Raw genomic sequence first — 24,309 nt, forward strand, 5'->3', positions numbered from 1 at the left:
GTCACTCACCTTCTTGGATTATTTCCACACGAAGGACTATTTAGCGTTCTTCGCGTTGTGAAGTTGTTCCATTAAACCAACTCTTGAGAACAAGTTACGAACAGTGTCGGAAGGCTTTGCTCCATCTAACATCCATTTCAACGCTGCTTCTTCATCTACGTTAAATTCTACTGGATTTTTCAATGGGTTATAAGTTCCTAGTTCTTGAATAAAACGACCATCACGTGGGGAACGGGAATCCGCTACAACCACACGATAGAACGGCGATTTATTTGCTCCCATTCGCTTTAAACGAATTTTAACTGCCATGTGTTTCACCTCCATAAATCTTTCACACAATTAATTATATTATCATAAAAGGTACAAGGGATCAACCCTAGTAAAGTAAAAAAACTTTACACCTTCTATTTTTCCTTAAAACACTGTTGGAACAGGCTTTTCCCCTTTACATAAACGGGAAGTTCATTCCGCCTAATCCACCTTTTTTCTTTCCTTTACCCTTTTGCATACCAGACATTTGCTTCATCATCTTTTTCATTTCATCGAATTGCTTAATCAGTCGGTTTACTTCTTGGATAGAAGTCCCGCTCCCTTTAGCAATTCGTTTGCGCCTGCTTGCATTGAGTAAAGAAGGTGTTTCTCTTTCAGCTTTTGTCATAGATTTGACGATCGCTTCAATGTGACCAATTTGTTTCTCGTCCACTTGAATATTTTTTAATCCTTTCATTTTGCCAGCTCCTGGCATCATGTCAAGGAGTTCATCTAACGGCCCCATGCTTCTAACTTGGGCAAGCTGTTCAAGGAAGTCATCGAAAGTTAAATCATTTGTCCGCATCTTACGTTCTAATTCTTTCGCCCGCTCTTCATCTACATTTGTCTGAGCTTTTTCAATTAATGTTAGAACATCACCCATTCCGAGAATCCGTGAAGCCATTCTCTCAGGATGGAAAGGTTCTAATGCATCAATCTTCTCCCCGACACCTGCAAACTTGATAGGTGTATCGGTGACAGCTTTAACCGAAATGGCCGCCCCACCACGCGTATCACCATCTAGCTTCGTTAATATTGCGCCTGTTATACCCAGTTGTTCATTGAAACTTTCAGCCACATTTACCGCATCTTGACCGGTCATGGCATCAACGACTAACAAAATTTCATCAGGAGAAGTAGCTTCTTTAATTTGAACAAGTTCATCCATGAGCTCATTATCTACATGAAGGCGTCCAGCCGTATCAATCAGCACGTAATCGTGGTGATCTTCTTTCGCTTTCGCCATCGCTTGTTTAGCAATGTCGACAGGACTTACTTGATCGCCTAAAGAAAAGACCGGCATACTCAGTTGTTTACCTAATGTCTCTAACTGTTTGATTGCTGCTGGACGATAAATATCCGCGGCAACCATGAGAGGATTTCTATTGTGCTTTTTTCTTAAATGGTTGGCAAGTTTACCGGTTGTTGTTGTCTTACCTGCACCTTGAAGACCAACCATCATGATCACTGTAGGAGGTTTTTGAGAGACAGCAATTTTGCTTTGCTCTCCCCCCATCAACTTTGTTAACTCTTCATTTACGACTTTAATGACTTGTTGACCAGGTGTTAAACTATCCAACACTTCCTCGCCAATAGCCCGTTCTTTAACATCTGCAATGAACTTTTTAACCACTTTAAAGTTGACGTCCGCTTCTAACAAGGCAAGTCGAACTTCACGCATCATTTCTTTTACGTCTTGTTCATTAACTTTCCCTTTTCCGCGAATCTTTTTAAGTGTCCCTTGCAGACGTTCTGCTAACCCTTCAAATGCCATTCCATATGCCCCCTATTCCAGTTTCTCGAGAGATTCAACGATCTGGATCAACCTATCGGGACTTTCTTTCTCTTGAATCATCGATTTCATTTTTTCTAGTAATTTTAGGCGTTTTTCGTACCGGGAAAGAAGTTGTAATTTATCTTCATATTCCTCTAATAAGGCTTCTGTCCGTTTAATATTATCATAAACTGCCTGACGACTAATTCCGAAATGATCGGAAATCTCACCGAGAGACCAATCATCTAAGTAGTACATGCTCATATAATGATTTTGCTTGTTTGTAAGCAATGCTTGATAAAAGTCATACAGATAATTCATGCGGATTGTCTTTTCAATCAAGAAGCACACCGCCTTGTTAAGGTATTTTCCTTTACGAAAACTAATGATACAAGAGCATAGAGACCCTGTCAAGTTTTTTTCTTGTCAATTAAATCAATGTCATCAATCATCCCTTTTTAAGGGTTATTCCACTCTTTATAGCTCGATGTACTCCAATCGCTCACTTTCCGCGAATGAACGGCCACACTTATTCTTCTGCCGCTTCTTCTACTTCCTCTAGAACATCTGCAAACAATCCGTGAACGTATTGATCTGCTTCGAACTCTTGAAGATCATCCATCCCTTCTCCTAAACCGACAAGTTTGACGGGGATATCCAGCTCATGGCGTATCGCAAGGACGATGCCACCCTTTGCTGTACCATCTAACTTCGTTAAGACAATTCCTGACACATCCGTGGATTTGCCAAACGTTTTGGCTTGGCTCATCGCATTCTGTCCTGTAGTTGCGTCTAACACGAGCAAAACTTCATGGGGAGCATCAGGAACTTCTCTCGTTAGAACTCGCTTCACTTTTTCCAATTCGTTCATTAAGTTCACTTTATTTTGTAAACGTCCTGCTGTATCACATAAGAGAACATCTGCTTTTTTAGACTTTGCTGAGCGAATGGCATCGTACATCACAGCCGCAGGATCAGACCCTGCTTGTTGCTTAATCACATCCACGCCAACTCTTTCGCCCCAGACTTCCAATTGTTCAATAGCGCCTGCTCTGAACGTATCACCAGCTGCCATGACCACTCGCTTTCCTTCTCCTTTAAACTTATGAGCAAGCTTTCCAATGGTCGTCGTTTTCCCTACGCCATTGACCCCAACGAAAAGAATGACAGTCAACTCATTTTCTTGCATGTTCAATTTCGTTTCTTCATCGGTTTTTTGGAGAAGTTCTGCAAGTTTCTCAGAAATGACCGGTTGGATTTCTTTTGCGTCACTAATATTTCTTGTCCTTGCTTCATCTTTCAAGTCATCAATTAGGTCCATCACAGTATTGACACCTACGTCAGCAGATATAAGAATTTCTTCTAGTTCTTCGAAGAACTCTTCATCCACTTTACGGTAATCTTTTACCAAATCATTCATGGCACCTACAAAGGAGTCTCTCGTTTTCGAAAGACCATCTCTGAATTTTTCGGTGACCGTATCTGTTTGATCCGTGAATTTCTCTTTAAGTTTTTTAAAAAAGCTCATGTAAACTCCCCCAATTCATTCAATTTATGATTCAATTAATTCTTTCGTTTCTTCCAATCTCACGGACACTAAGTTAGAGACGCCAGACTCTTGCATCGTCACGCCATAGAGAACGTCTGCTTCTTCCATCGTGCCTTTGCGGTGGGTCACCACAATGAATTGTGTGTCTTGACTGAAAGATTTCAAATACTGAGCGAATCTTGCAACATTGGCTTCGTCTAGCGCGGCTTCAACCTCGTCAAGAACACAGAAAGGAACAGGCCGGACTTTAAGTATGGAGAACAACAGAGCAATCGCTGTTAACGCCCGCTCCCCACCTGAAAGAAGATTTAAATTCTGCAAGTTCTTACCGGGTGGTTGGGCCACAATGTCTACGCCAGAGTTCAGGAGATCATCTGGTTGAGTTAACTTCAAGGAGGCTCGTCCTCCACCAAATAACTCTTTGAAAACTTCGGTGAAGTGAAGTTGAATCTCGTCAAACGTTTCTTTAAATCGTCGCGTCATTTCTTCATCCATTTCAGCAATGACTTGATGAAGCGTGGACTTAGCTTCCTCTAAATCCATCTTTTGACTACTTAAAAATTCGAACCTTTCCTTGACTCGATCATACTCTTCAATTGCTCCTACATTTACTGTACCAAGTTCTTCAATGGCCATTTTGATTAGCTTCACTTTGTTTTTAGCCTCGTCTAAATCCATCGTCAGTACGAATTGACTTTTAGCTCCTTCAAAGCTTACTTCATATTCTTCTTGCAGTTTATTGAGTCGATTATCCAACTCCACATCCAGTCTGTTAATGAGTACTTCTTTTTCATGAAGAGTTTGCGAAACAAATTTAAGCTGTCGCTTCTGTTCCTTCAACTCTTGCTCATGATCATCATGGTGCTGCTGCAGAGACAATCGTTCTGAACGCCTTTTTGAAATTAACTTAATCGACTTTTCTTTCTCTATTCGACGCTTTTCAATTTGTTCTTCGATTACGTTAGCATCAACTGCCTGATCAGATTGGGCCTTTTCTAACTGAGAAAATTCTTCGTCTTTTTCCACAATCGCCTGATTAACCAGCTGTAATTCTTTAGATAAACGGTCATAGGATTGCTGCGTGTACGACCGTTGTTCTTCTTCTTTGGCAAACTGTATTTTCATGTTAGTTAATTGGCTTGTCAGTTCCTGTCTGGCTGATTGATCTTGTTTTTTCTGGGTAGACAGTTTTTGAATCTCCTCATCAATCTCTTGTACTTTCTTTTCAGACTGATCTATAGCCTTGTCCAAATCTGAGATTCTTTGTTTCTTTTCTGATAAATCTTGCTTGTATTCACTATACTCCAAGTCATACACTTTCAATCGCTCATTCATATTATCTTCAGAGAGTTGAATTTCTTTTAGAATTCCTTTTTTATCTTGTTCTTCGGCCCTGATCTTCTCACCATCTTGAGTTAATTCTCTCACATCTGTTTGAAGACTTTCTCGTTCTGACTTCAACGTCGTCACTTCTTTTTGAAGTTGATCGGTTTGTGTTTCTAACTGTTGTAACTTAGCGACCACTCTTTCCAATTCTTGTTGTCTGCCAAGAATTTGGCTTTGCTTTTGTTTCATGCTCCCACCAGTCATTGCCCCACCTGGGTTAACTAAATCTCCTTCGAGGGTGACAATACGGAAACGATATTTTAAGGACCCGGCAATTTGCTGGGCTGCTTTCATGTCGCGGGCAATCACAACATTCCCTAATATATGGCGAATAACAGACGTATAGGTAGAATCATATTGGATTAACTCACTAGCAACACCGATAAATCCGTCCAACGATTGAACCCGTTGAAGATCATAATCTGGAATGGTTCTCGGTTTCACTACACTGACAGGTAAAAAAGTGGCCCTTCCAAGACGACGTTGCTTAAGAAATTGAATCGCTTGTCGCGCGGTCGCTTCATCTTCAACAATCACGTGCTGCTGAGCCGCTCCCAGTGCGATCTCAATAGCGGTTTGCAGGTCTGTGTTCACATCGATCATTTCAGCGACAGCCCCATATACCCCTTTGAACTTTCGATCCCTTTCTTTTAATACTTCTTTTACTCCTTGAAAGAAACCTGCATAATCTTGCTGCATTTCTTCTAATACTTCTTTCTTTGACTTCAGCGGTTGTAAATGACGAAGGGCTTCATATAAGAGCTTCTCCTTTTTTTCGTACTCTTTATCTTTTCTTTCAAGATCCGTTTTCACTTGCTGATAATCCTTGTACATTTCTTCAATCTTCTGCTTCAGCTTTTCCCATGCTGTTTCAGCTGCTGCACGATCAGTTTGTATGTCTTCTCGCTTGCGGATTAATGCTAGATTGTCCTGCTCTAACCTCGCTCTTTTTTCTTCACTTTTTGACACTTGCTCTCTTAAATAATTTTGTTCATTTGATTTAGACGCTTTTTCGTTCAGCCATTCTATGTAGTCTGCCTTCAGACGTTCCAAATGTTCTTCTGAACCTTCTTCAATTTTTGTCAGTCGTCGTTCCAAATCTTTTTGGAGACTTTTCGTTTCAGTCACTTTCTTCCTTGTTTTATTCAACAATTCCTCTTCCTCTGTTAAAGAGACGGTGAGTTCTTGCTTTTTTTGTTTAAGCTGTTCGATTTCTTGACGAAATTGATCTTTGTTCTGAGAAAAGTTCTTTCGCCGTTCTTTCCATACTTCTTTTTGACCTTCTTGCTTCTCTAAGTCTTCACTTGTTGATAAGAGAATATTTTGTAAGTCCTCAATCGATTCGTCTAACGTTTGCATGTCTGATCTGTAACGCTGAATTTTCGCTTCTAAGCTTTGTACTTTGGACGTAAGCGAAGTTTCTCTATCTTGCAACTCTACTGAATCTTCTTTGCCTTTTGTCCAGTCCTCATGCAAGTTTTCGATCTCTGTAACTAGGACACCTACTTCAATATTTTTTAATTCATCCTTTTTATCCAAATATTCTGTAGCAATCGAGGCTTGCTCTTTCAAAGGTTCTACTTGACCTTCGAGTTCATGAAGAATGTCTTTCACCCGGTTTAAATTATCTTGTGTGTCATCCAATTTTTTTTCAGATTTCTGCTTTCGATGCTTGTATTTTAAAACACCTGCCGCTTCTTCAAAAATCATTCTTCTCTCTTCAGACTTACTGCTGAGTATTTCCTCAACACGCCCTTGGCCGATAATGGAAAAAGCTTCTTTTCCTAACCCTGAATCCATAAATAAATCGACAATATCTTTTAACCGGCAAGGTTGTTTATTTATTAAGTATTCACTATCACCTGACCTATATACTCTTCTTGTTACAGCTACTTCACTATAATCAATGGCCAAATGCTGGTCTTCGTTATCTAAGATGAGAGAGATCTCTGCCATATTTAATCGTGACCTGCTGTCACTACCTGAAAAGATGACATCCTCCATTTTTCCTCCACGGAGATTTTTAGCGGACTGCTCGCCAAGGACCCAACGAATAGCGTCGGAGATATTGCTTTTTCCACTTCCATTTGGTCCAACCACCGCAGTAACACCCGGAACGAAATCAATCGATAACCGTTCTGCAAATGATTTAAATCCGACGAGTTCAAGTCGTTTTAGGAACAATGTCATTCACCTCTGTCTAAAAAATTCAGTCCATTTTTTACATAGACCTTAACTAATTTATTTTATCATACCTTTGCAATAGGGTTAAACGACTTTTCATGGGAAGGTATGGTGTTTTATCGCAATCATGTTAAAATATATGAGTAACTACTAATGACTGAGAGGGTGTTATCATTGTCTACCAATGAAAAAAATAGAGAATCACTAGCCGCTATGATTGAAGACATCAAATCAAAATTGCATATTGTAAACGGGGCTGCCATTAAGCCAGAACACTTTTCCTATGAGAAATATGATGATATTGAAGAAATTCATACGATGGTCATGAAGAAAGACAGATTTAGTGTAAGTGAATTAGATGCCATAGTGTCCGAGTTAGGCAGCATGAAAGATCGTAAAGGCGAATAGACTGAAGCCCCCTCGTATCCAACCGAAGGGGCTTCGTCGTCTATTCTAATCTTATATTGAAAGGAAGGGATTAATCGATGAGCGGCACATATGAAACAGGTCAAATGGTAACTGGCATCTACAAAACAGGGAAATACGCAGGGGAGATAATCGATGTAAACCGAGCTAAAACATCTTATGTTGTAAAAGTTCTTGCCGTTATCAAGCATCCTACCCAAGGAGATCTTCACAATCCACAAAGCGTCAATGTTCCCCTATTCCATGAGAGAAAAGCTCTTAGTTATATGGAGAAAGCGAACATTCCTGCTCCGTATATTAAACCGTATGACGGAGAAATTCCTGAGTATAAGAAGTCATTAGCGGAGGCGTTATCAATCCAAAAGGATGACTTAGTCAAAATGAATAATGAATGGGCAGATAAGTCTCTAGAATCATTAAGATCTTTAGAAAAAGATTACTTCAAATAAGCAATGTAAATCTAAACAAACTTTCTAAGCAAATAATAAAAACTGGGCTTTTGCCCAGTTTTTATTCTAGTCCTCATCTTTTATATCGATGTCTTCCGGGATCGGTTCGTTTTTCCATTCTTCGATAAGAAATTTAACCTTCTCCATTTGATCTAGATGATCATTGAATTGGTCCCGGTTCAATAAATATTGCTCACCATCATGGACAGCCCGAATTCGACTTTGATGAATCAAGTGAAGGAGCGTCGGTTCAGGTATAGATAAGAATTCCGAGGTCTCTTTTACAGTTAAATACATGAACAAACAGCCACCTTTTTCACGGAGTATCTCGGTAAATCAGTCTCTCCGCTATCATTATTGAACATCTTTATGTTCAGTGTCCACCAATGATTTTTGATAAACATAACTTACCCTTTCATAATCCATCTTTTCCTCATAGAACCGGTGAGTCGTTGTCCTCTGAATCCCAGAAGAAAGGGCTACAGAATGATATTTATGGTCTTTTGCCCATTGCTCAACATGTCGAAGAAGCTTTTCCCCGTAACCAATGGAACGTTGCTTTTCATCTGTGACCAAATCGCAAATCCAAATAAACCGGCCATTATAAAGAGTAATCATTGGCATAAAGCCTATAACAGCAACGATCTTGTCGTTCTCATAGAGAGCAAATAGGCGGTATTGCTCTTTTATTTGAGCTTCTAAAACTAATTCAACGTATGTTTTTTCCTCAAGATGATTTCGTAGTTGGCGCATAATCGGGAAAGCCGTTTCGATCTCTTCTTGGCTTCGTAATTCTTTTACTGTAGACATGGTCATTCGCTCCTCACCCTAGTTAAATGCACTTTTTTTCAACTACTTAAACATCCGTCCAACTAGGTTTAGTTAATAAAAATATTAAGATCGTTTGTGTGTACTTGTTTCCTTTATTATACGAAAGCACCCGTATTCACTATTCCCCAAAAGAGGTTAGTAAAAACGGGTGTAGTCAACATTTAACGTCCTCAAACTACTGAGCGTTTAACTTTTCAAGAGCTTTTTGGGCAGCCATTTGTTCGGCTTCTTTCTTAGACTTGCCAGTACCTACTCCTAATTGTTCCTGATCTAGAGAGACTTCGGAAACAAATTCGCGAGCATGGGCAGGTCCTTTTTCTTGAATAATTTTGTACTGAACTTGTCCTTGGTTTTCCCGTTGCACAAGTTCTTGAAGTTGACTTTTAAAATCCATCATATGAGAGAACGCCCCGTTATGAATTTTCGGATAGACATATTCTTCTAAAAATTGATAAACAGCATCCATTCCCATATCTAAATATAGTGCACCAATAAAGGCTTCGAATACATCAGCTAACAATGCAGGACGTTTTCGCCCTCCTGTCATCTCTTCTCCTTTACCAAGCAGCACATAATCACCAAAGTTAAGCTCATCGGCATTCTTTGCAAGAGAGGGCTCACATACGATTGCAGCTCTGAGTTTGGTCATCTCACCTTCGCTCATATGGTCAAAGAGCTTAAACAAGTATTGCGAGATGGCCAATTCCAAAACTGCATCGCCTAAAAATTCAAGCCGTTCATTATCATCATACGGACGAATTCTATGTTCGTTGACGTAAGAAGAGTGGGTAAAGGCTTGGATAAATAAGTTTTCATTTTGATATTCAATATGAATCTTTTTCAAGAAATTACGGTATTTTGATTTTTGCGCATTCGTCATTTGCATTTTCTTAGCTTGGCGCTTTATTCCCCTTCTGTAGATCTTTCTGGATTGTTGCATGAGAACCCCCATCACTTGTCTCAATATCATTTAAAGGCCATATATTTTTTTATCTGCCTTAAATAGAGTTCATTCCGTTAGTTTAAACACATTCCCTTGAAAACCATTAGATTCCAAAGTAAAAGCCAAGCCCTCCTGAATGAAAGAAGGACTTGGGAAAAGTCTATTATTGATGACGCTCTATGTAATCGACTACGTCACCGACGGTACCGATTTTTTCAGCATCTTCATCGGAAATCTCTAAGTCAAATTCGTCTTCGAGTTCCATCACTAGTTCCACTACATCTAAAGAGTCTGCTCCTAAATCGTCTTTAAACGTTGCTTCTCTTTTAACCTCTGATTCATCAACACCGAGGCGTTCGGATACGATTTTAGAAATTCTATCTTGAATCGTTGCCATGATTACTTCACCTCCTCTCAATTATTATAGGACAAACGAGATCAAATTACTAGATTGATTTAAGGCATGACCATTCCGCCATCTACATGAAGGGTTTGGCCTGTCATGTAAGAAGCTGCATCGCTTGCTAAAAAGGCTACCACTTTAGCAACGTCTTCAGGTTTCCCTAACTCACCGAGGGGAATTTGCTTTAGCAACTCTCCCTTTGTATCCTCAGGTAATTTGTCAGTCATTTCTGTTTGAATAAATCCAGGTGCCACGGCATTCGCACGAATATTACGATTGGCTAATTCTCTTGCAAGAGACTTCGTTAAACCGATGACACCTGCTTTACTCGCCACATAGTTGGCTTGTCCGGCATTTCCTAGAACCCCAACCACAGAAGAGATATTGATAATCCGGCCGTAGCGCTGTTTCATCATTGGCCGCGTAACAGCTTTTGCACAGTTGAATACACCTTTTAAATTCGTATCGATCACTGCGTCAAAGTCTTCTTCTTTCATGCGCATAATTAACGTATCTCGAGTGATTCCTGCATTGTTTACAAGGATTTCAATCGCTCCAAATTCGCCCATGACTGTTTTAACCATGGATTGCACACTGGCTGAATCTGCTACATTTGCTTGAATCGTCATCGCCTCTACTCCGTAGGTTCGACACTCGTCAGCGACTTGCTCAGCTTTTTCTTTATTTCCCGAGTAGTTCACAGCGACATGAACGCCTTGACTAGCAAGTTCTAGACAAATGGCTTTACCGATCCCGCGTGATCCACCTGTTACGAGGGCGTGTTGTCCTTTCATGGGATCACTCTCCTTTTTCTTCTAATTTAGTTAAAGCTTTTTCTAAACTTTCTTGATCGAAAACTGGTAAAACGGTCGCTCTTCTTGACACTTTTTTAACTAGTCCACTAAGAACTTTCCCTGGTCCTACTTCAATAAAAGTATCCACACCATCATCCACTAACTGTTTAATTGTATCTTCCCATAGAACAGGAGAGTAAATTTGTTCAATTAATAAAGACGGAATCTGATCCGCCGTTTCAATTGGTTTAGCCGTGACGTTAGCCAACACCGTGATGTCTGGTTTCTTGAACACAATTTTATTTAATTCTTCTTGCATCTTCTCAGAAGCTGGTTGCATCAAACTGGAGTGAAAAGGTCCGCTGACAGATAACGGGATCGCTCGTTTCGCCCCCGCTTCCTTCGCCAACTCCATCGCTCGCTCGACTCCTTCAACGGTTCCGGAGATCACAATTTGACCTGCACAATTGAAGTTAGCTGGCTGAACGGCACCGGTTTCCTCTGATGCTTGTTTCGTCACGTCCGTGAGCTGTTGGCGTTCCATACCTAGAATAGCGGCCATAGTTCCCTTCCCTTCAGGGACAGCTTCCTCCATTAATTGTCCACGTTTGCGTACAGCTTTTACAGCATCAGTGAAGCTCATGGCTTCCCCAGCTACCAATGCTGAGTACTCACCTAAACTATGACCCGCCGCGAAATTCGCAGTAATGTTTTTCTCTTTTAAAATTTGCCAAATAGCGATGCTTGTTGTTAATAAAGCAGGCTGTGTATTTTCTGTTTTCTTTAATTCTTCTTCAGCGCCGTTGAAAATTAATTCACTTAAGTTTTCATTAAGAGCTTGATCTGCTTCTTGATAGACCGCAGCACAAGATGGGTATACGTCAGCCAGCTCTTTTCCCATTCCTACTTGTTGTGAGCCTTGGCCTGGGAATAATAATGCGATATTTTTCATTCTTGCTCTCCTTTCGGCAACTGCTGCAAATTCTTTTCGATCGTTTCAATTACCTTTTCTTCGTGCATCGTATGGGCTTGGCGAATAGCACTGAAAAAAGCTTGAGCATCTGAAGAACCATGCGCTTTAATGACAGGAGCCCTCAAGCCGAAGAGACCCGCTCCACCGTATTCGGAGTAATCCATTTTTTGTTTTACTTTTTTAAAGGATGGTTTCAACACCCCTGCAGCTAATTTATTTTTCAACGATGAAGTCAGTTCTTCTTTTAAGATGGAAAATAAAGACATAGCCGTTCCTTCAATCGATTTAAGAACGAGGTTTCCAGAGAAACCATCGCATACGACGACATCAGCTACTCCATTTAACAAATCTCTTGCTTCCACATTTCCTACAAAATTCATTGAACTATCTTGAAGCTGGGTAAAGACGTGCTTCGTTAAATCTGTGCCTTTCCCCGCTTCTGATCCGACATTTAATAATCCAATTCTTGGCTTTTCAATGCCTCGGACCTTTCTCATATAAACCTCACCCATTAATGCATATTGCACAAGGTGTGAAGGCTTCGCATCCATATTAGCCCCAACATCTAGGAGCAAGAAACCTTCTCCAGCCATTGTTGGCAACATAGGTGAAAGAGCAGGTCGTTCAATTCCTTTTGTACGACCTACTATAAGTAACCCTGCTGTCATGAGTGCTCCTGTATTTCCTGCTGAGACCGCAGCGTCAGCCTTGCCTTCTTTTACTTGTTGAACGGTTAATACCATTGAAGAATCTTTTTTTCTTCTTACAGCCCGAACAGGTGAATCTTCTCCGTCAATGACCATTTCTGTATGAAGAATCTCTACACGATCGGTTGATTTTAAATGGGGCCGAATTTTCTCTTCATCTCCAACGAAAATAATATGTAAATCTTTAAAAGTTTGCAGGGCCTTTTCACAGCCTTCAATTATACTTTTCGGGGCGTTGTCGCCTCCCATAGCATCTACTGCTAATCTCATGCCTTACTTACCTCCCCTTCCGTCTGCTCTTCACGAAACATGGAGAATTCGCCTTTGAAAACAAGTTTTTGCTCCACATAACTATGAACCTCTACTAAAGTCCGACTCTTAGTAATTTCCTTGACCTTTGCTTTCGCTACTACTCTCTCACCCACATTGACTTGACTAACAAAAGATACATCTGCTTGAGCTGTCAAAGCTAGTTCGTCATCAATGATGGCTACGGCAAGAGAATTCGCTTGTGCGAACAAGTGATGCCCCCGTGCAATGCCCGTTCTGGAAAATACATGATCATCCCTAATATCCAAAATAGAAATGGCGTATTTATCCAATTCTAAATCAATGACTTCTCCAATCACTTCTTCTATAGGAAGAGCTTTCACCGTATCGTATTGCTGTTTTGCCACATGCTTAATTCTCTCTCGCACCTCTGGAATGTTCATTTCCAACCGGTCTAAACGAATCGTCTGCACGCTCACTGTGAATTCCTCAGCGAGGGCGTCGTCCGTAACGAAAGGATTTTCTTCTATTTTTTCTCGCAACATCGGTTGCCTTTGTCTTTTAGATAATTTCATCTCGATCACATCCACACTCATATGACTAGGTACTAATAGTAGTATATAGCTGAATTCTTATGTTTTCAACCGAAAAATTGATTAATCGATTTTCGATTGCCGAAAAGCGCCTTGTTTTTCTAATGTTTCTCTTAACATACGATAATCGTCACTCGTCCAAAAAGCGGTAGAGTAAACAAGTTTAGCAGCATCTTGTCTGGCAATTTCAACGATGCGATAGTCTTCAACAATATCTGCCACTTTAAATTGTGGTAAACCGCTTTGTTTCACTCCAAAGAAGTCACCAGGCCCTCTTAACTCCAAATCCCGTTGAGATAGCTCAAACCCATCCGTTGTTTCAGTCATAATCGCCATGCGTTCTTTACCTACATCGGTCTTAGGGTTAGCAAGTAGGATACAGTGTGATTGTTCAGAACCTCGTCCTACTCTTCCTCTAAGCTGATGAAGTTGAGATAGACCAAACCGATCAGCATCATAAATGACCATGACCGTGGCATTTGGAACATTCACTCCTACTTCTACGACTGTCGTTGAAACTAATATTTGTGTTTCATTCGCTGCAAATGAGTTCATGACGGTATCTTTTTCTTCATGGTGCAGTCTGCCATGCATGAGACCAACAGAGACCCCTTGGATCGCTATTGAAAGTTGTTGATGGACATCGATCGCATTTTGCACATCTAGTTTATCTGATTCTTCAATAAGAGGACAAATAATATAGACTTGGTGGCCTCGTTGCACTTCTTTTTTCATAAATTCGATGACTCTAGGAAGCATGTCATGCTTCGCCCAGTGTGTTTTAACCGGTTTTCTCCCTTTTGGCATTTCATCAATGGTGGACACATCCATGTCTCCGAATGCAGATATGGCAAGGGTTCTAGGTATAGGCGTTGCTGTCATAAATAAAATATCCGGTTTCAGGCCTTTGTTTTTCAACACTCTACGTTGCTCCACACCAAAACGATGTTGTTCATCCGTTATGACAAATCCGAGGTTATGAAAGTCTACCCCTTCTTGGATTAACGCATGGGTACCGACGATAATATCGACTTCTCCTGAACGTAATTTTTCCAAAGTCTCTCGTTTTTCTTTCACCTTAGCTGAACCTGATAATTGAGCAATCTTAACGTCCATTCCTTCAAAAAGTTGAGTCAGTGATTCCACATGCTGTTCAGCTAGAATTTCAGTAGGGACCATGAGTGCCCCTTGATAACCTGATAAGACGTTCGCATACAACCCAATGGCTGCCACAATCGTCTTCCCAGAACCAACATCCCCTTGCAATAGACGGTTCATCCGATAAGGCGAGATCAAATCTTCAGTGATTTCCTTTAACACTCTACTTTGTGCACCGGTGAGAGGAAAGGGAAGCCGTTGAATAAACTCATCGATCAATGAAGCTGGAAATCGCTTTTCTTGTCCAGTCACTTCTTCTCGTTCTTTTTTTCTGAACAACTGCATTTTCAGTTGAAATAGTAGAAGCTCTTCATAGATCATCCTGCGTTTAGCTTGGCGAAACATATCAAGATCAGCTGGGAAATGCAGGTGATATAGAGCGGTCTTACGCTCAATTAAACGGTATGTAGTCAATAGTTGTTCAGGTAAGATTTCATGAATATCGTCTCCATATTGGGAAAATGCTTGATCAATTAATTTTTTTAGCATTGTTACTTTCAGGTCACCTTTGACTGAATAAACCGGTTCTAATTCGTTATCTCTCTCCAGTGTTTTAGGCTTCACTGTCCCGCCGGTAATGGCTAATCGATTTCGATCTAACTTCCCTGAAAAAACGAGCACGTCTCCTAAATGGATTTGTTTCTTAAGATAAGGTTGGTTAAAAAAGATTGCTTGAACTAATAAACCGTCCACGAGCACGCGAACGGTCAGTCTAGATTTTTTTTTGCCGAAAAAACGTAAATCAGGTTCACTATGAACTTTGCCTTGAAGGGTCACTCGTTCATCGTGCTGAACTTCATTGATTGGACGAATGGCATGGTCTTCATAGCGAAAAGGAAAATGCTCGATAAGATCTTGGATCGTTTCGATTCCCATTAAACGTAGTTGCTCAGCGGCTTTTGGACCGACACCGCTTAATGATGAAACAGATTGAATCATATATATCACACCTTACTTGGAGCTAGCACCAAAGATTTGCTCCTTATATCGTTTCCCTGTTGGAGTGGCCGCTAAGCCTCCTTCACCTGTTTCCCGAAGAGTGGAAGGCATGGTTTCGCCTATGCGATACATGGCATCAATCACTTCATCGCAAGGTATCCGGCTTTCAATCCCAGCAAGGGCTAAATCAGCTGCTACAAGAGCATTCGAGGCTCCAAACGCATTTCTTTTCACACAGGGAACTTCTACAAGACCGGCTACTGGGTCACAAACTAATCCTAGCATGTTTTTAAGGGCAATGGCCATCGCTTGAGCTGATTGTTTCGGCGTTCCTCCAGCCATCTCTACAATCGCCGCTGCAGCCATGCCTGTAGCCGAGCCAACTTCTGCTTGGCATCCGCCAGCTGCTCCAGAAATGGAGGCGTTATTGGCAATGACGAAACCAAAGGCACCACTAACAAATAAATATCTGATCATTTGTTCATGGGTGGGATTCAATTTTTCTTTCATGGCAAACAAGGTACCAGGTACAACTCCTGCTGAGCCTGCCGTAGGAGTGGCACAAATGGTCCCCATCGCAGCGTTCACTTCGTTGGTTGCCATCGCTTTACTCACTGCATCTAGCATGACATGTCCAGATAACGTGTCATTTAATTGCATGTATTCATTTAATTTCTTACCATCTCCGCCAGTTAAGCCTGAGACAGACCTCACTTGTTCGACAATTCCCCTGTTTGCCGCTCGTTCCATCACACCCAAATTTCTTTCCATTTGGGAGATAATTTCGTCACGCGAACGACCATGAACACTCATTTCCTGTTGAATCATAATTTCTGAAATAGGGAGCTGTTGATCTTCACACATCTGAACAAGCTCTTCTACGTTGCGAAACATTCGATTTCCTCCTTCAATCCATGAAGAATCGGTCTACTCATGGATTTTCGTTACTTTCTTAACGTGCTCAAGTTTTGATAACTCTTTCATCGTTTGTATGTCTATGTTTTGGTCTACTTCAATCACCATTAATGCTTCTTTCCCCTGCTCTTTTCGGGATACTTCCATATGCCCAATGTTTATTTCAGATTGAGCTAATTTCGTAGCAACAGAAGCAATGGTCCCATACCGGTCATCGTGGACAACCAAAATGGCCGGATGATTCCCACTCAATCGCAAGTCGAACCCATTCAGCTCCTTCACTTCCACTTTTCCTCCACCAATGGAAACGCCTACTAACTCCATCTCGTCTTTTCCATCCCCCATGCGAATTCTAACCGTATTCGGATGATCTAACTGAGCTTCTTCTTCGTGAAAAGTAAAAGAAAGCCCGTTGTCTTTCGCATGTTGGAAAGACTCTGTCATTCGTTGATCATCAGTCTCAAAGCCAAGGATCCCGCCAACTAAAGCTACGTCAGTACCGTGACCTTGATACGTTTTAGCGAATGACCCGTACAAATGAAAAGCTGCCCAGGTAGGCTTTTTTTCAAACAATTGCCTGGCGACTAAACCAATTCTTGCTGCACCGGCTGTATGTGAACTAGAAGGCCCAATCATTACTGGACCGATAATATCAAAAACACTTCTGTATTTCATATGATGCCCTCCTTTATCTAGCGGGGGCAAATCTTTTTGATTTACACCCTGAACGTTGTGACCTCTTTATCACAATTGAAATGATATCCATTTTAGTGAACTTTTCCTCAACATGCTTATCTTATCAAATTTGCTGTGAAAGGGCTATCTGATTTAAACTGTCAGAATTCTATATAATATTCAAGCATTAAATCTTTGGCAGGGGCAAACATTTGGAAATATGTGAAACCGCCCCTCCAACGTATCCATAACTCAAAAATCTATAGTACGCTAAAAAGGGACAAAAATCGGAACGACGAGGCTTGTTTGTCCCTTTTCTTCTTCCGATAAAATATTTATGAACTGGTGAAGACGTTCCCTAAAAAGCAAAAAACTGCCCTTAAAGGACAGTTTTCCGTGATCATTATGATTTATCCACTTTCGTTACAGCCACTGAAATTGTTCCAGGTCCTACATGTGCTCCGATCACCGGACCGATATTCGTGATCACTTCTTTTTTTATAGAAAAATGTTCATGAAGCTGCTTCATTAAAGCTTCTGCTTCAGAAGGAGCTGCAGCGTGGGAAATCCCGATGTGAACATCGTCTCTCCCATAACGATCTTGGAATTCTTGGATAATTCTTTGGGTTGCTTTCTTTTGCCCGCGCACTTTGTCAAAAGGAAAGACTTCTCCTTCTTCCGTTAATGATAAGATGGGCTTTATCTTCAATAGCGAGCCTAAGACCGCTGAGGCTTTACCAATTCGGCCATTTTTTTCAAGGTATTCTAACGTATCAACCATGAAAAACACAGAAGTATCTTTTAAAAGGGTGTCTATTCTTGCTAAACACTGTTCTTTTGTCGCTCCAGCTTTTGCTAGCATAGCTACTTCTACCACGATGATCCCGATAGCATAAGAAGCTCTTTTAGAGTCTACTACGGCAACAGAAACATCATCTCCTAAAGTTTGAGAAGCGATATAAGCAGATTGAAACGTCCCGCTCATTTTAGAGGATAAATGAATAGAAATAATATCAGAATCAGCTTCTTTATCAAACAGTCGACGATATTCCATTTCAAATTGATGTGGAGTTGGTTGAGATGTGGAAGGAATTAAATCTGAAGCAGCTAATTTGTCGTAGAAATCAGCTGCTGTTAAATTAACCCCATCCTCAAAAGTTTCTTCGCCAAAATGTACTTTCAAAGGTACAACGTTAATATCAAGATCTTGTTGAATAGACTCTGGGATATCAGCCGTTGAGTCTGTTACTATTTTTACATTTGCCATCTTCACAACCCCCTATTTGATCGTAGTAGAAGTTCTAAAATGATTGGATTTGCTCATTGGTATGAGATGTTCAATCATTGTGCTTACCGGTAACCTTCCCTCTTCTTATTCTACAGATAAGATATAGGAGTAAAGAGGCTGGTTTCCAACGTGCACTTCTACTTCTATTTCTTCGTGTTGTTCTTCGATGTATGCTACAAGTTCATTCGTTTCTTCTTCGCTTCGATCCTCACCTCTGATAATCGTTAAGATTTCACTTTCATCATCTAGGATCTCAGCAATGAGTGCTTTAGCTACTTCCTGAACAGAAGCTCCAGTAGAAACGATGTTCTTTTCATGAATTCCCATGAAGTCACCTTTTTTAATTGAAACACCATTTAAACTTGTGTCTCTCACAGCATAAGTTACTTCACCAGTTTTCACATCTTGCATCGCTTCTTCCATTCCTTCAGCATTTTCATTAAGTGCTAACGCTGGATTAAAGGAAAGCATTGCAGCTAAACCTTGCGGGACTGTTTTAGAAGGGACAACAGTCACTTCCGAATCGGATACATCCGCAGCTTGGTTTGCAGCCATGACGATATTGCTGTTGTTTGGCAATAGAATGATTTTTTCTGCATTACATTCTTCGATCGCCTTGATAAAATCTTCAGTTGAAGGATTCATCGTTTGACCGCCCTCAATGACTTTTTTCACACCAAGCCCTTTAAAGAGGGCTGCAATTCCTGAGCCCATCCCTACGGTAATGACAGCATATTCAGTATGTTTTTCTTTCTTTTTGGCTGTCGGAGCTGAAGGCTCACTGCCAGCTTCATTGAGAATCGTCGTATGTTGTTCACGCATATTTTCAATCTTCACATTGACTAATGCACCGAATTTTTGTGCTTCTGAAATGACGTTTCCAGGGTACTCGGCATGAATATGAATTTTCAATAAATCTTCATCGGCTACAACGAGAAGGGAGTCTCCGTGAACATCTAACTGATTTCGAAATTCATCTTCACTAAAGGGATTCTCTTTAACCTTGTCATCTTCGAATTTCACCATTACTTCTGTGCAATAGCCAAACTCAATGTCTTCAGTTGCAAGGTGGCTTTGCGCAGACTGGTGGTGCTCAAGCCTCACTAGCTCGTCCATTTCAGGAGTTGTTTCCTGCACAGAAGAAGTGATTTTCTCGCCTTTCAATATGGCAAGAAATCCTTCATAAATAGTGACTAAACCTTGACCTCCTGAATCGACTACGCCCACTTCTTTCAGAACAGGGAGTAAATCCGGTGTTCGTTCTAAAGAAGCCTTAGCCTCTTCAAGAACTGCTTCCATTAAGGCAATGATATTCTCATTGTCTTTACTAAATTCGCTACCTTTTTTAGCAGCATCTTTAGCTACCGTTAGAATTGTTCCTTCTACGGGCTTCATGACAGCTTTATAAGCCATTTCTACTCCATATTCCAAGGCCTTACTTAAATCTTTTGCTGCAATCGTTTCTTTTCCTTCAACGGACTTGGAAAATCCGCGGAACAATTGAGAAAGAATGACCCCTGAGTTCCCCCTGGCTCCCATAAGGAGTCCCTTGGCAAAACTTGATGCGATTTGACCTACATGATTATTTGATTGAGCCTTAACTTCTTTCACCCCTGAGGTGATGGTCAGGTTCATATTTGTTCCTGTATCCCCGTCTGGAACAGGAAACACATTTAAAGCATCAATTTTCTTTGAATTATTGGAAAGGTTATCTGCACCTTCTACGAGCATTTGTGCAAACTTCTCCCCTTCGATTATCTTGACAGTCACGAATGTTCCTCCTAACTATGAACTCCTAAAGGTTAGTAACTCGAACACCTTGAACAAAAATGTTCACTGAGTCTACTTTCAAGCCTAGCATTTGATCCAGTTGATATTTCACTTTTGATTGCACATTGTGAGCTACTTCAGAAATTTTAGTCCCGTAGCTGACGATAATATACATATCGATATGAATTTCTTCTTTTTCTTTTTCACGGATGACCACACCGCGTCCTAAATTTTCTTTACCTAATAAATCTGTAATACCGTCTTTTAATTGTTTTTGTGACGCCATGCCAACAATGCCATAGCAATCTACAGCTGCTCCACCTGCAATGACAGCAACGACTTCTTTTGATACGTCAATATTACCAAACTTTGTTTTCATCTCTATGGTCATAGGAAATATGCCTCCTTGTAAGGTGTTTTACCTTTATGGCTATCGTCATTTTACTATAAAAAAACAAATTTTAAAAGAAAACTTCATATATTACAAAAGCATCCTTACCTTACTTTGTTTATTTTAGGGTGTCAAGTTGATTTCCTTGATGAAAATCAATTTATGACTTGAATTCTTCCCCTTGCTATGCTAATATAACCAAGTGTCTAATTTCAATTTAAAAAGCATACGAATGATTGTATTCATCGTGAAACAGAAGGAGGGATATTTATGGCACGTAAATGTGTTATAACGGGTAGAGGCCCTAGAACTGGAAATAAACGCTCTCATGCGTTGAATTCTACAAAGCGCCGATGGGGTGCAAATGTACAAAAAGTACGTATTATGGTCGACGGAAAGCCGAAGCGAGTCTATGTTTCAGCTCGAGCGCTTAAGTCTGGAAAAGTTGAACGAGTTTAATTCTTTACAGGTATAAAAAACGGCGCAGAGTGCGCCGTTTTTTTATACTTTCATTAAGATGAAAGAAGATTGTTTGAACCTGTTCTCAGGCTTTGTCCGTGTCCATTTACTCTTAAGTTATGAAAAATATAGTCTTTTTCCTCTTAAGCTAAATTCTGCTGCCTTATTAATTTTTACGAAAAGTTCCTATCACCGCGCGAACAAATCCTCCAATGAATTTAGGTAATTTAATCGTATAAAATTTCATGCTTTCCCCTCCTCGAAAGAATACCTCTATTCGAAGTGCTCTTGTGATTGAGAAATCACTAATCACTATCTCGTTATTACACATTATATTCAGGAGAGGAAAAATAGTACCTCTTTTTACGATTGATCTAATGAATTCCCTTCATCTTTACTCTGAAATAAATAAATTTCTCCTTTTTCAAAAGAAATCTCGCCTCTACGTTCAGCTATTTCGTTGCTTATACAAAGACTGGAACCTGCCTCGATTCGTGCATCGGTTAATTCATAACGAAAACCTGTTAAATTCAATCCCGTTACTTGTTTCGGTACAGGAATAATTGACACATACCGATAATCGCTTTTCGTTACTGTATATTCTCCTGGTGCTAACATCGTTACTTTATTCCAGCGATCTTGAAGATAGACAGGGATATGTTCCGGAAGGCCTTTTGCCAATAATTGAGCATTCATAAATAAATGATCAAGTCTTCCACCAGTTGCCCCTAAAAGAATGACTTGGGAGGGATTTTGTTCTAAAACCCACGATAAAGCGATCTCCATATCCGTTTCATCTTTTTCACAAGGATAGATCCGTAACCTTGTCTTCGTATTTTCCACCCAGTCACGTTCTTCTTCCGTGAGAGAATCAAAATCTCCAAATGCCTCTGTTGGCTCTATACCTGCACTTAATAATTCAAATACTCCTCGGTCAACTCCGATCCAAGTTGCTTTAGGGTACTGCTCTTTCATAACACTTAACGATGGCACTAGGTGAAGCGGGCCACCTGCCATTAAAATATATGTCAACGGTCTCTCTCCTTCCGACTGGCGCTCTTTCACTTTCTCACGTTGAGAGAGAAGGCTGAATGATTTTTTTGCTTGCATTCCCTAAAAGTAGGACAATTGCTAAACAAATAAGCAGTGACGGGAATAAATAAGATAAATTGTAAGTAAATGCGTACAAGGCAACTGGCGTCCCTTCTGGAGCAAATTCACCAAACCAAACCACTCCGGCAGTGAAATGCGATAGTAAGCGAAGAGCGACCCCTAAAATCACCCCTGCGGTGATCATGATGATCCGACGACTTTGTGACTCATTATGATTGATCGCGAAAATCCCGGCCAGGCCAATCACAGCGAAAGCTATAGGATAATCCAGTAAAGCTTGGAGCCAGTGAACGATAAACGAATTGTACATCATATTCACTGTCCCGAAAATCAGTCCTGTTAACATCCCAGCTTTAACCCCGCGGCGAAAGGCCATTATTAAAATCGGTACCATAGCTAGAGATACAGATCCTCCTTGGGGCCAAAATCTTAAAAAAGTCATTAAATCTAGAATCACTGCTAGTGCGGCCATGATGGAGATTTCAGCCATCAATAAAGTAGGTCTTGCATTTTTCATTCTCTTCTCCTCCTTGTTTTGTTGGAACCACCAGGTTAGATATCCGGACGCACAAAAAAACGACTATTGCCTAAAGAGCAACAGCCGTTTAGTATTATCGGCTCCACATCCCTACGCAAGTGCGAACTTACAGGTTCAAAGGGTCGAAGCGAACAGCTTCCTCTCAGTCCTTCTAAGGACTCCCCTCGTGGTTCTTATATAAATCTATGGTTCATTCTATCTTGTTTGGCGAATACTTTCAATAGCTTTTTTACGATCTTGTTTTCCATAGATAGCAGAACCGGCAACTAAAACGTTTGCGCCCGCTTCCACACATAATTTCGCTGTTTCTGGATTCACGCCACCGTCAATTTCAATGTCAATCTCTTTACCTACGGCATCAACGAGCTCTTTTACTTCTTTCACTTTTGGCAAGACACTATGGATAAATGACTGCCCGCCGAATCCTGGGTTTACTGTCATAAGTAACACTAAGTCTACCTCTTCAATGACATGTTTAATTGTGTCCACTGGAGTAGCAGGGTTCAAAACAACGCCTGCTTTCACTCCTAACTCTTTGATCATATGGACCGTTCTATGTAAATGAGGACAAGCTTCCACATGGACACTAATGATATCAGCCCCTGCTTTAACAAAAGACGGGATATATTGATCAGGGTTTTCAATCATTAAATGAACATCCAATGGAAGTTTCGTCAGTGGTCGGATCGCATCTACCACAAGGGGACCTATTGTAATATTAGGAACGAAATGCCCATCCATTACATCGACATGGATATAGTCCGCCCCTCCTTGCTCTACTTCTGTAATGTCTTGACCTAACTTTGCAAAATCAGCTGATAAGATCGATGGGGCAATTTTAGTCATGATTAATACCTCCGTTTTAGGCTTTTGATTTCTTCTAAAAATTCTACATAATGTTTATAGCGGTATTCGGCAATCTCTCCTGTTTCACAAGCATCTTTCACAGCGCACCCTGGCTCGTTCACATGAGTACACTGACGAAACTTACAATCATTGATGCGAGCTTTCATTTCAGGAAAAAACAAAGACAATTCATCTGCTCTAATCGATTGGAAATCCAATGAACTAAATCCTGGAGTATCCGCAACATAGCCGCCGCCATTTAGGGGAATTAACTCCACATGTCTCGTAGTATGTTTTCCACGACCCAAACTTTTCGAAATTTCATTTGTTTCAATGTTTATCCCTGGTTTAATGGCATTTAATAACGAAGACTTCCCAACACCTGATTGCCCGGCAAACACTGAAATTTTCTCGTTTATATAAGGTTCCAGTGTTTGAAGTGTCTCTTCGATATAGATCGAGGTTCTCAGCACTGTATAACCTAATTTTTTATAGTCTTCTTCATAAGCATTAAGCGCGTCGCGATCTTCAACTACTTCTAAATCTATCTTTGAAAAACAGATCACAGGCTCAATATCATTCGCTTCAACGTGCACTAGAAAGCGATCTAGTAAAACGGGGTTAAATGAAGGATTTTCAATAGAAAATATCAGAATGGCTTGCTCCACATTCGCAATTGGCGGTCTGACTAGTTCATTTTTCCTTTCATCAATATCCATAACGGTTCCATCGGTACGATTATCCGCCTCGAAGTCAACCCAATCGCCCACGAGAGGTGAAATTTTCCGCTTTCGGAAAATCCCCCTTCCGCGACATTGAAAAATTCCATCTTCATTTTCTACGTAATAAAATCCGCTCAGAGCTTTTATAATTCGTCCTCTAGCCATTCCAACCTCCTTTAATTT

27 protein-coding genes and 1 riboswitch are annotated in these 24,309 nt (G+C 40.6%); of the genes, 3 read left to right on the plus strand and 24 right to left on the minus strand.

Annotated elements, in window-relative coordinates; translation table 11 throughout:
* Nucleotides 1–36: 36 nt before the first annotated feature.
* The 5 genes from rpsP to smc all read right to left on the minus strand — a co-directional run bounded on the left by rpsP (nt 37) and on the right by smc (nt 6,923).
* Nucleotides 37–309 carry a 30S ribosomal protein S16 gene (rpsP, locus tag CR194_RS08230; RefSeq protein ID WP_110609202.1) on the minus strand — a complete coding sequence of 91 codons (273 nt, stop codon included), beginning with the start codon at nt 307–309 and terminating at the stop codon, nt 37–39.
* 136 nt (nt 310–445) lie between these two features.
* Nucleotides 446–1,804 (minus strand): signal recognition particle protein, encoded by a 1,359-nt coding sequence (gene ffh, locus CR194_RS08235; RefSeq protein WP_110609203.1) that lies wholly within the window; start codon nt 1,802–1,804, stop codon nt 446–448.
* A 12-nt stretch (nt 1,805–1,816) separates the two neighbouring features.
* Nucleotides 1,817–2,146, minus strand: coding sequence for a putative DNA-binding protein (locus CR194_RS08240; protein ID WP_110609204.1), 330 nt, complete (start codon nt 2,144–2,146; stop codon nt 1,817–1,819).
* 187 nt (nt 2,147–2,333) lie between these two features.
* Complete coding sequence (gene ftsY / locus CR194_RS08245; RefSeq protein ID WP_110609205.1) at nt 2,334–3,332, minus strand: signal recognition particle-docking protein FtsY; 999 nt, start codon at nt 3,330–3,332, stop codon at nt 2,334–2,336.
* 24 nt (nt 3,333–3,356) lie between these two features.
* Nucleotides 3,357–6,923, minus strand: a complete 3,567-nt coding sequence (gene smc, locus CR194_RS08250) for a chromosome segregation protein SMC (RefSeq protein ID WP_110609206.1) — start codon at nt 6,921–6,923, stop codon at nt 3,357–3,359.
* A gap of 153 nt (nt 6,924–7,076) precedes the next feature.
* On the opposite strand from smc, the gene CR194_RS08255 reads away from it, so the two are divergent.
* Together CR194_RS08255 and CR194_RS08260 are read left to right on the plus strand one after the other, a co-directional pair.
* Nucleotides 7,077–7,331 (plus strand): DUF1128 domain-containing protein, encoded by a 255-nt coding sequence (locus tag CR194_RS08255; RefSeq protein ID WP_110609207.1) that lies wholly within the window; start codon nt 7,077–7,079, stop codon nt 7,329–7,331.
* A 77-nt stretch (nt 7,332–7,408) separates the two neighbouring features.
* Nucleotides 7,409–7,798, plus strand: a complete 390-nt coding sequence (locus tag CR194_RS08260; RefSeq protein WP_110609208.1) for a kinase-associated lipoprotein B — start codon at nt 7,409–7,411, stop codon at nt 7,796–7,798.
* Between the two features lie 66 nt (nt 7,799–7,864).
* Here the strand turns inward: CR194_RS08260 and CR194_RS08265 are convergent, their stop codons facing one another.
* From CR194_RS08265 to CR194_RS08330, 14 genes are all read right to left on the minus strand, one after another.
* The gene (locus CR194_RS08265; protein ID WP_110609209.1) at nt 7,865–8,095 is read right to left on the minus strand and encodes an excisionase family DNA-binding protein; all 231 of its coding nucleotides are present in this window, start codon (nt 8,093–8,095) and stop codon (nt 7,865–7,867) included.
* A 57-nt stretch (nt 8,096–8,152) separates the two neighbouring features.
* Entirely contained in the window at nt 8,153–8,608 is a 456-nt protein-coding gene (locus CR194_RS08270) for a GNAT family N-acetyltransferase (RefSeq protein WP_110609210.1), read from the minus strand.
* A gap of 196 nt (nt 8,609–8,804) precedes the next feature.
* Nucleotides 8,805–9,515 (minus strand): ribonuclease III, encoded by a 711-nt coding sequence (gene rnc, locus CR194_RS08275; protein WP_146035946.1) that lies wholly within the window; start codon nt 9,513–9,515, stop codon nt 8,805–8,807.
* A gap of 220 nt (nt 9,516–9,735) precedes the next feature.
* Nucleotides 9,736–9,969: an acyl carrier protein gene (gene acpP, locus CR194_RS08280; protein ID WP_110609212.1), complete on the minus strand. Its 234-nt coding sequence runs from the start codon at nt 9,967–9,969 to the stop codon at nt 9,736–9,738.
* Between the two features lie 59 nt (nt 9,970–10,028).
* Entirely contained in the window at nt 10,029–10,769 is a 741-nt protein-coding gene (gene fabG / locus CR194_RS08285) for a 3-oxoacyl-[acyl-carrier-protein] reductase (protein WP_110609213.1), read from the minus strand.
* Nucleotides 10,770–10,773: 4 nt separating this feature from the next.
* The gene (gene fabD / locus CR194_RS08290; protein ID WP_110609214.1) at nt 10,774–11,721 is read right to left on the minus strand and encodes an ACP S-malonyltransferase; all 948 of its coding nucleotides are present in this window, start codon (nt 11,719–11,721) and stop codon (nt 10,774–10,776) included.
* Nucleotides 11,718–12,719 carry a phosphate acyltransferase PlsX gene (plsX, locus tag CR194_RS08295; RefSeq protein WP_110609215.1) on the minus strand — a complete coding sequence of 334 codons (1,002 nt, stop codon included), beginning with the start codon at nt 12,717–12,719 and terminating at the stop codon, nt 11,718–11,720. Before plsX ends, fabD begins: the two co-directional genes overlap by 4 nt.
* Nucleotides 12,716–13,294 carry a transcription factor FapR gene (gene fapR, locus CR194_RS08300; RefSeq protein ID WP_110609216.1) on the minus strand — a complete coding sequence of 193 codons (579 nt, stop codon included), beginning with the start codon at nt 13,292–13,294 and terminating at the stop codon, nt 12,716–12,718. Before fapR ends, plsX begins: the two co-directional genes overlap by 4 nt.
* A gap of 81 nt (nt 13,295–13,375) precedes the next feature.
* On the minus strand, nt 13,376–15,409 hold the full coding sequence (gene recG, locus CR194_RS08305; RefSeq protein WP_110609217.1) for an ATP-dependent DNA helicase RecG: 2,034 nt from the start codon (nt 15,407–15,409) through the stop codon (nt 13,376–13,378).
* Nucleotides 15,410–15,421: 12 nt separating this feature from the next.
* Entirely contained in the window at nt 15,422–16,303 is an 882-nt protein-coding gene (gene sdaAA, locus CR194_RS08310; RefSeq protein ID WP_110609218.1) for an L-serine ammonia-lyase, iron-sulfur-dependent, subunit alpha, read from the minus strand.
* Nucleotides 16,304–16,336: 33 nt separating this feature from the next.
* Nucleotides 16,337–16,999, minus strand: a complete 663-nt coding sequence (gene sdaAB, locus CR194_RS08315) for an L-serine ammonia-lyase, iron-sulfur-dependent subunit beta (protein ID WP_110609219.1) — start codon at nt 16,997–16,999, stop codon at nt 16,337–16,339.
* A 403-nt stretch (nt 17,000–17,402) separates the two neighbouring features.
* A complete protein-coding gene (locus CR194_RS08320; protein WP_110609220.1) occupies nt 17,403–18,266 on the minus strand; it encodes a DegV family protein in 864 nt (287 codons plus the stop codon).
* 105 nt (nt 18,267–18,371) lie between these two features.
* Entirely contained in the window at nt 18,372–20,057 is a 1,686-nt protein-coding gene (locus CR194_RS08325) for a DAK2 domain-containing protein (RefSeq protein ID WP_110609221.1), read from the minus strand.
* 25 nt (nt 20,058–20,082) lie between these two features.
* On the minus strand, nt 20,083–20,448 hold the full coding sequence (locus CR194_RS08330) for an Asp23/Gls24 family envelope stress response protein (RefSeq protein WP_110609222.1): 366 nt from the start codon (nt 20,446–20,448) through the stop codon (nt 20,083–20,085).
* Nucleotides 20,449–20,718: 270 nt separating this feature from the next.
* Between CR194_RS08330 and rpmB the strand changes: the two genes are divergently transcribed.
* On the plus strand, nt 20,719–20,907 hold the full coding sequence (rpmB, locus tag CR194_RS08335; protein ID WP_110609223.1) for a 50S ribosomal protein L28: 189 nt from the start codon (nt 20,719–20,721) through the stop codon (nt 20,905–20,907).
* A gap of 166 nt (nt 20,908–21,073) precedes the next feature.
* Here rpmB and spoVM read toward each other — a convergent pair whose 3' ends face one another.
* The 5 genes from spoVM to rsgA form a co-directional block, all read right to left on the minus strand.
* Nucleotides 21,074–21,154 (minus strand): stage V sporulation protein SpoVM, encoded by an 81-nt coding sequence (gene spoVM, locus CR194_RS20850; protein ID WP_110609224.1) that lies wholly within the window; start codon nt 21,152–21,154, stop codon nt 21,074–21,076.
* 116 nt (nt 21,155–21,270) lie between these two features.
* Entirely contained in the window at nt 21,271–21,939 is a 669-nt protein-coding gene (locus tag CR194_RS08345; protein WP_158282208.1) for a thiamine diphosphokinase, read from the minus strand.
* Between the two features lie 37 nt (nt 21,940–21,976).
* Nucleotides 21,977–22,537 carry an energy-coupled thiamine transporter ThiT gene (gene thiT / locus CR194_RS08350; RefSeq protein WP_110609226.1) on the minus strand — a complete coding sequence of 187 codons (561 nt, stop codon included), beginning with the start codon at nt 22,535–22,537 and terminating at the stop codon, nt 21,977–21,979.
* 91 nt (nt 22,538–22,628) lie between these two features.
* Nucleotides 22,629–22,733, minus strand: a riboswitch (TPP riboswitch).
* Nucleotides 22,734–22,753: 20 nt separating this feature from the next.
* Complete coding sequence (gene rpe, locus CR194_RS08355) at nt 22,754–23,404, minus strand: ribulose-phosphate 3-epimerase (protein ID WP_110609227.1); 651 nt, start codon at nt 23,402–23,404, stop codon at nt 22,754–22,756.
* A gap of 2 nt (nt 23,405–23,406) precedes the next feature.
* Nucleotides 23,407–24,291 (minus strand): ribosome small subunit-dependent GTPase A, encoded by an 885-nt coding sequence (gene rsgA, locus CR194_RS08360; protein WP_110609228.1) that lies wholly within the window; start codon nt 24,289–24,291, stop codon nt 23,407–23,409.
* Nucleotides 24,292–24,309 lie beyond the last annotated feature (18 nt).

The organism is Salipaludibacillus keqinensis, from assembly GCF_003226325.1.
In the GTDB taxonomy this organism is placed as follows: Bacteria; Bacillota; Bacilli; order Bacillales; family Salisediminibacteriaceae; genus Salipaludibacillus; species Salipaludibacillus keqinensis.

Bases quoted from the DNA above. Each gene is read 5' to 3' on its own strand.
- thiT (WP_110609226.1), bottom strand. From the start codon at position 22,537: ATGAAAAATGCAAGACCTACTTTATTGATGGCTGAAATCTCCATCATG.
- recG (WP_110609217.1), bottom strand. From the start codon at position 15,409: ATGATTCAATCTGTTTCATCATTAAGCGGTGTCGGTCCAAAAGCCGCT.
- ftsY (WP_110609205.1), bottom strand. From the start codon at position 3,332: ATGAGCTTTTTTAAAAAACTTAAAGAGAAATTCACGGATCAAACAGAT.
- sdaAA (WP_110609218.1), bottom strand. From the start codon at position 16,303: ATGTTTCGCAACGTAGAAGAGCTTGTTCAGATGTGTGAAGATCAACAG.
- rpe (WP_110609227.1), bottom strand. From the start codon at position 23,404: ATGACTAAAATTGCCCCATCGATCTTATCAGCTGATTTTGCAAAGTTA.
- rnc (WP_146035946.1), bottom strand. From the start codon at position 9,515: ATGCAAATGACGAATGCGCAAAAATCAAAATACCGTAATTTCTTGAAA.
- rpsP (WP_110609202.1), bottom strand. From the start codon at position 309: ATGGCAGTTAAAATTCGTTTAAAGCGAATGGGAGCAAATAAATCGCCG.
- CR194_RS08320 (WP_110609220.1), bottom strand. From the start codon at position 18,266: ATGGCAAATGTAAAAATAGTAACAGACTCAACGGCTGATATCCCAGAG.
- acpP (WP_110609212.1), bottom strand. From the start codon at position 9,969: ATGGCAACGATTCAAGATAGAATTTCTAAAATCGTATCCGAACGCCTC.
- plsX (WP_110609215.1), bottom strand. From the start codon at position 12,719: ATGAGATTAGCAGTAGATGCTATGGGAGGCGACAACGCCCCGAAAAGT.
- rsgA (WP_110609228.1), bottom strand. From the start codon at position 24,291: ATGGCTAGAGGACGAATTATAAAAGCTCTGAGCGGATTTTATTACGTA.
- CR194_RS08260 (WP_110609208.1), top strand. From the start codon at position 7,409: ATGAGCGGCACATATGAAACAGGTCAAATGGTAACTGGCATCTACAAA.
- sdaAB (WP_110609219.1), bottom strand. From the start codon at position 16,999: ATGAAATACAGAAGTGTTTTTGATATTATCGGTCCAGTAATGATTGGG.
- fabD (WP_110609214.1), bottom strand. From the start codon at position 11,721: ATGAAAAATATCGCATTATTATTCCCAGGCCAAGGCTCACAACAAGTA.
- spoVM (WP_110609224.1), bottom strand. From the start codon at position 21,154: ATGAAATTTTATACGATTAAATTACCTAAATTCATTGGAGGATTTGTT.
- rpmB (WP_110609223.1), top strand. From the start codon at position 20,719: ATGGCACGTAAATGTGTTATAACGGGTAGAGGCCCTAGAACTGGAAAT.
- ffh (WP_110609203.1), bottom strand. From the start codon at position 1,804: ATGGCATTTGAAGGGTTAGCAGAACGTCTGCAAGGGACACTTAAAAAG.
- CR194_RS08265 (WP_110609209.1), bottom strand. From the start codon at position 8,095: ATGTATTTAACTGTAAAAGAGACCTCGGAATTCTTATCTATACCTGAA.
- fabG (WP_110609213.1), bottom strand. From the start codon at position 10,769: ATGAAAGGACAACACGCCCTCGTAACAGGTGGATCACGCGGGATCGGT.
- CR194_RS08255 (WP_110609207.1), top strand. From the start codon at position 7,077: ATGACTGAGAGGGTGTTATCATTGTCTACCAATGAAAAAAATAGAGAA.
- fapR (WP_110609216.1), bottom strand. From the start codon at position 13,294: ATGAAATTATCTAAAAGACAAAGGCAACCGATGTTGCGAGAAAAAATA.
- CR194_RS08330 (WP_110609222.1), bottom strand. From the start codon at position 20,448: ATGACCATAGAGATGAAAACAAAGTTTGGTAATATTGACGTATCAAAA.
- CR194_RS08270 (WP_110609210.1), bottom strand. From the start codon at position 8,608: ATGTCTACAGTAAAAGAATTACGAAGCCAAGAAGAGATCGAAACGGCT.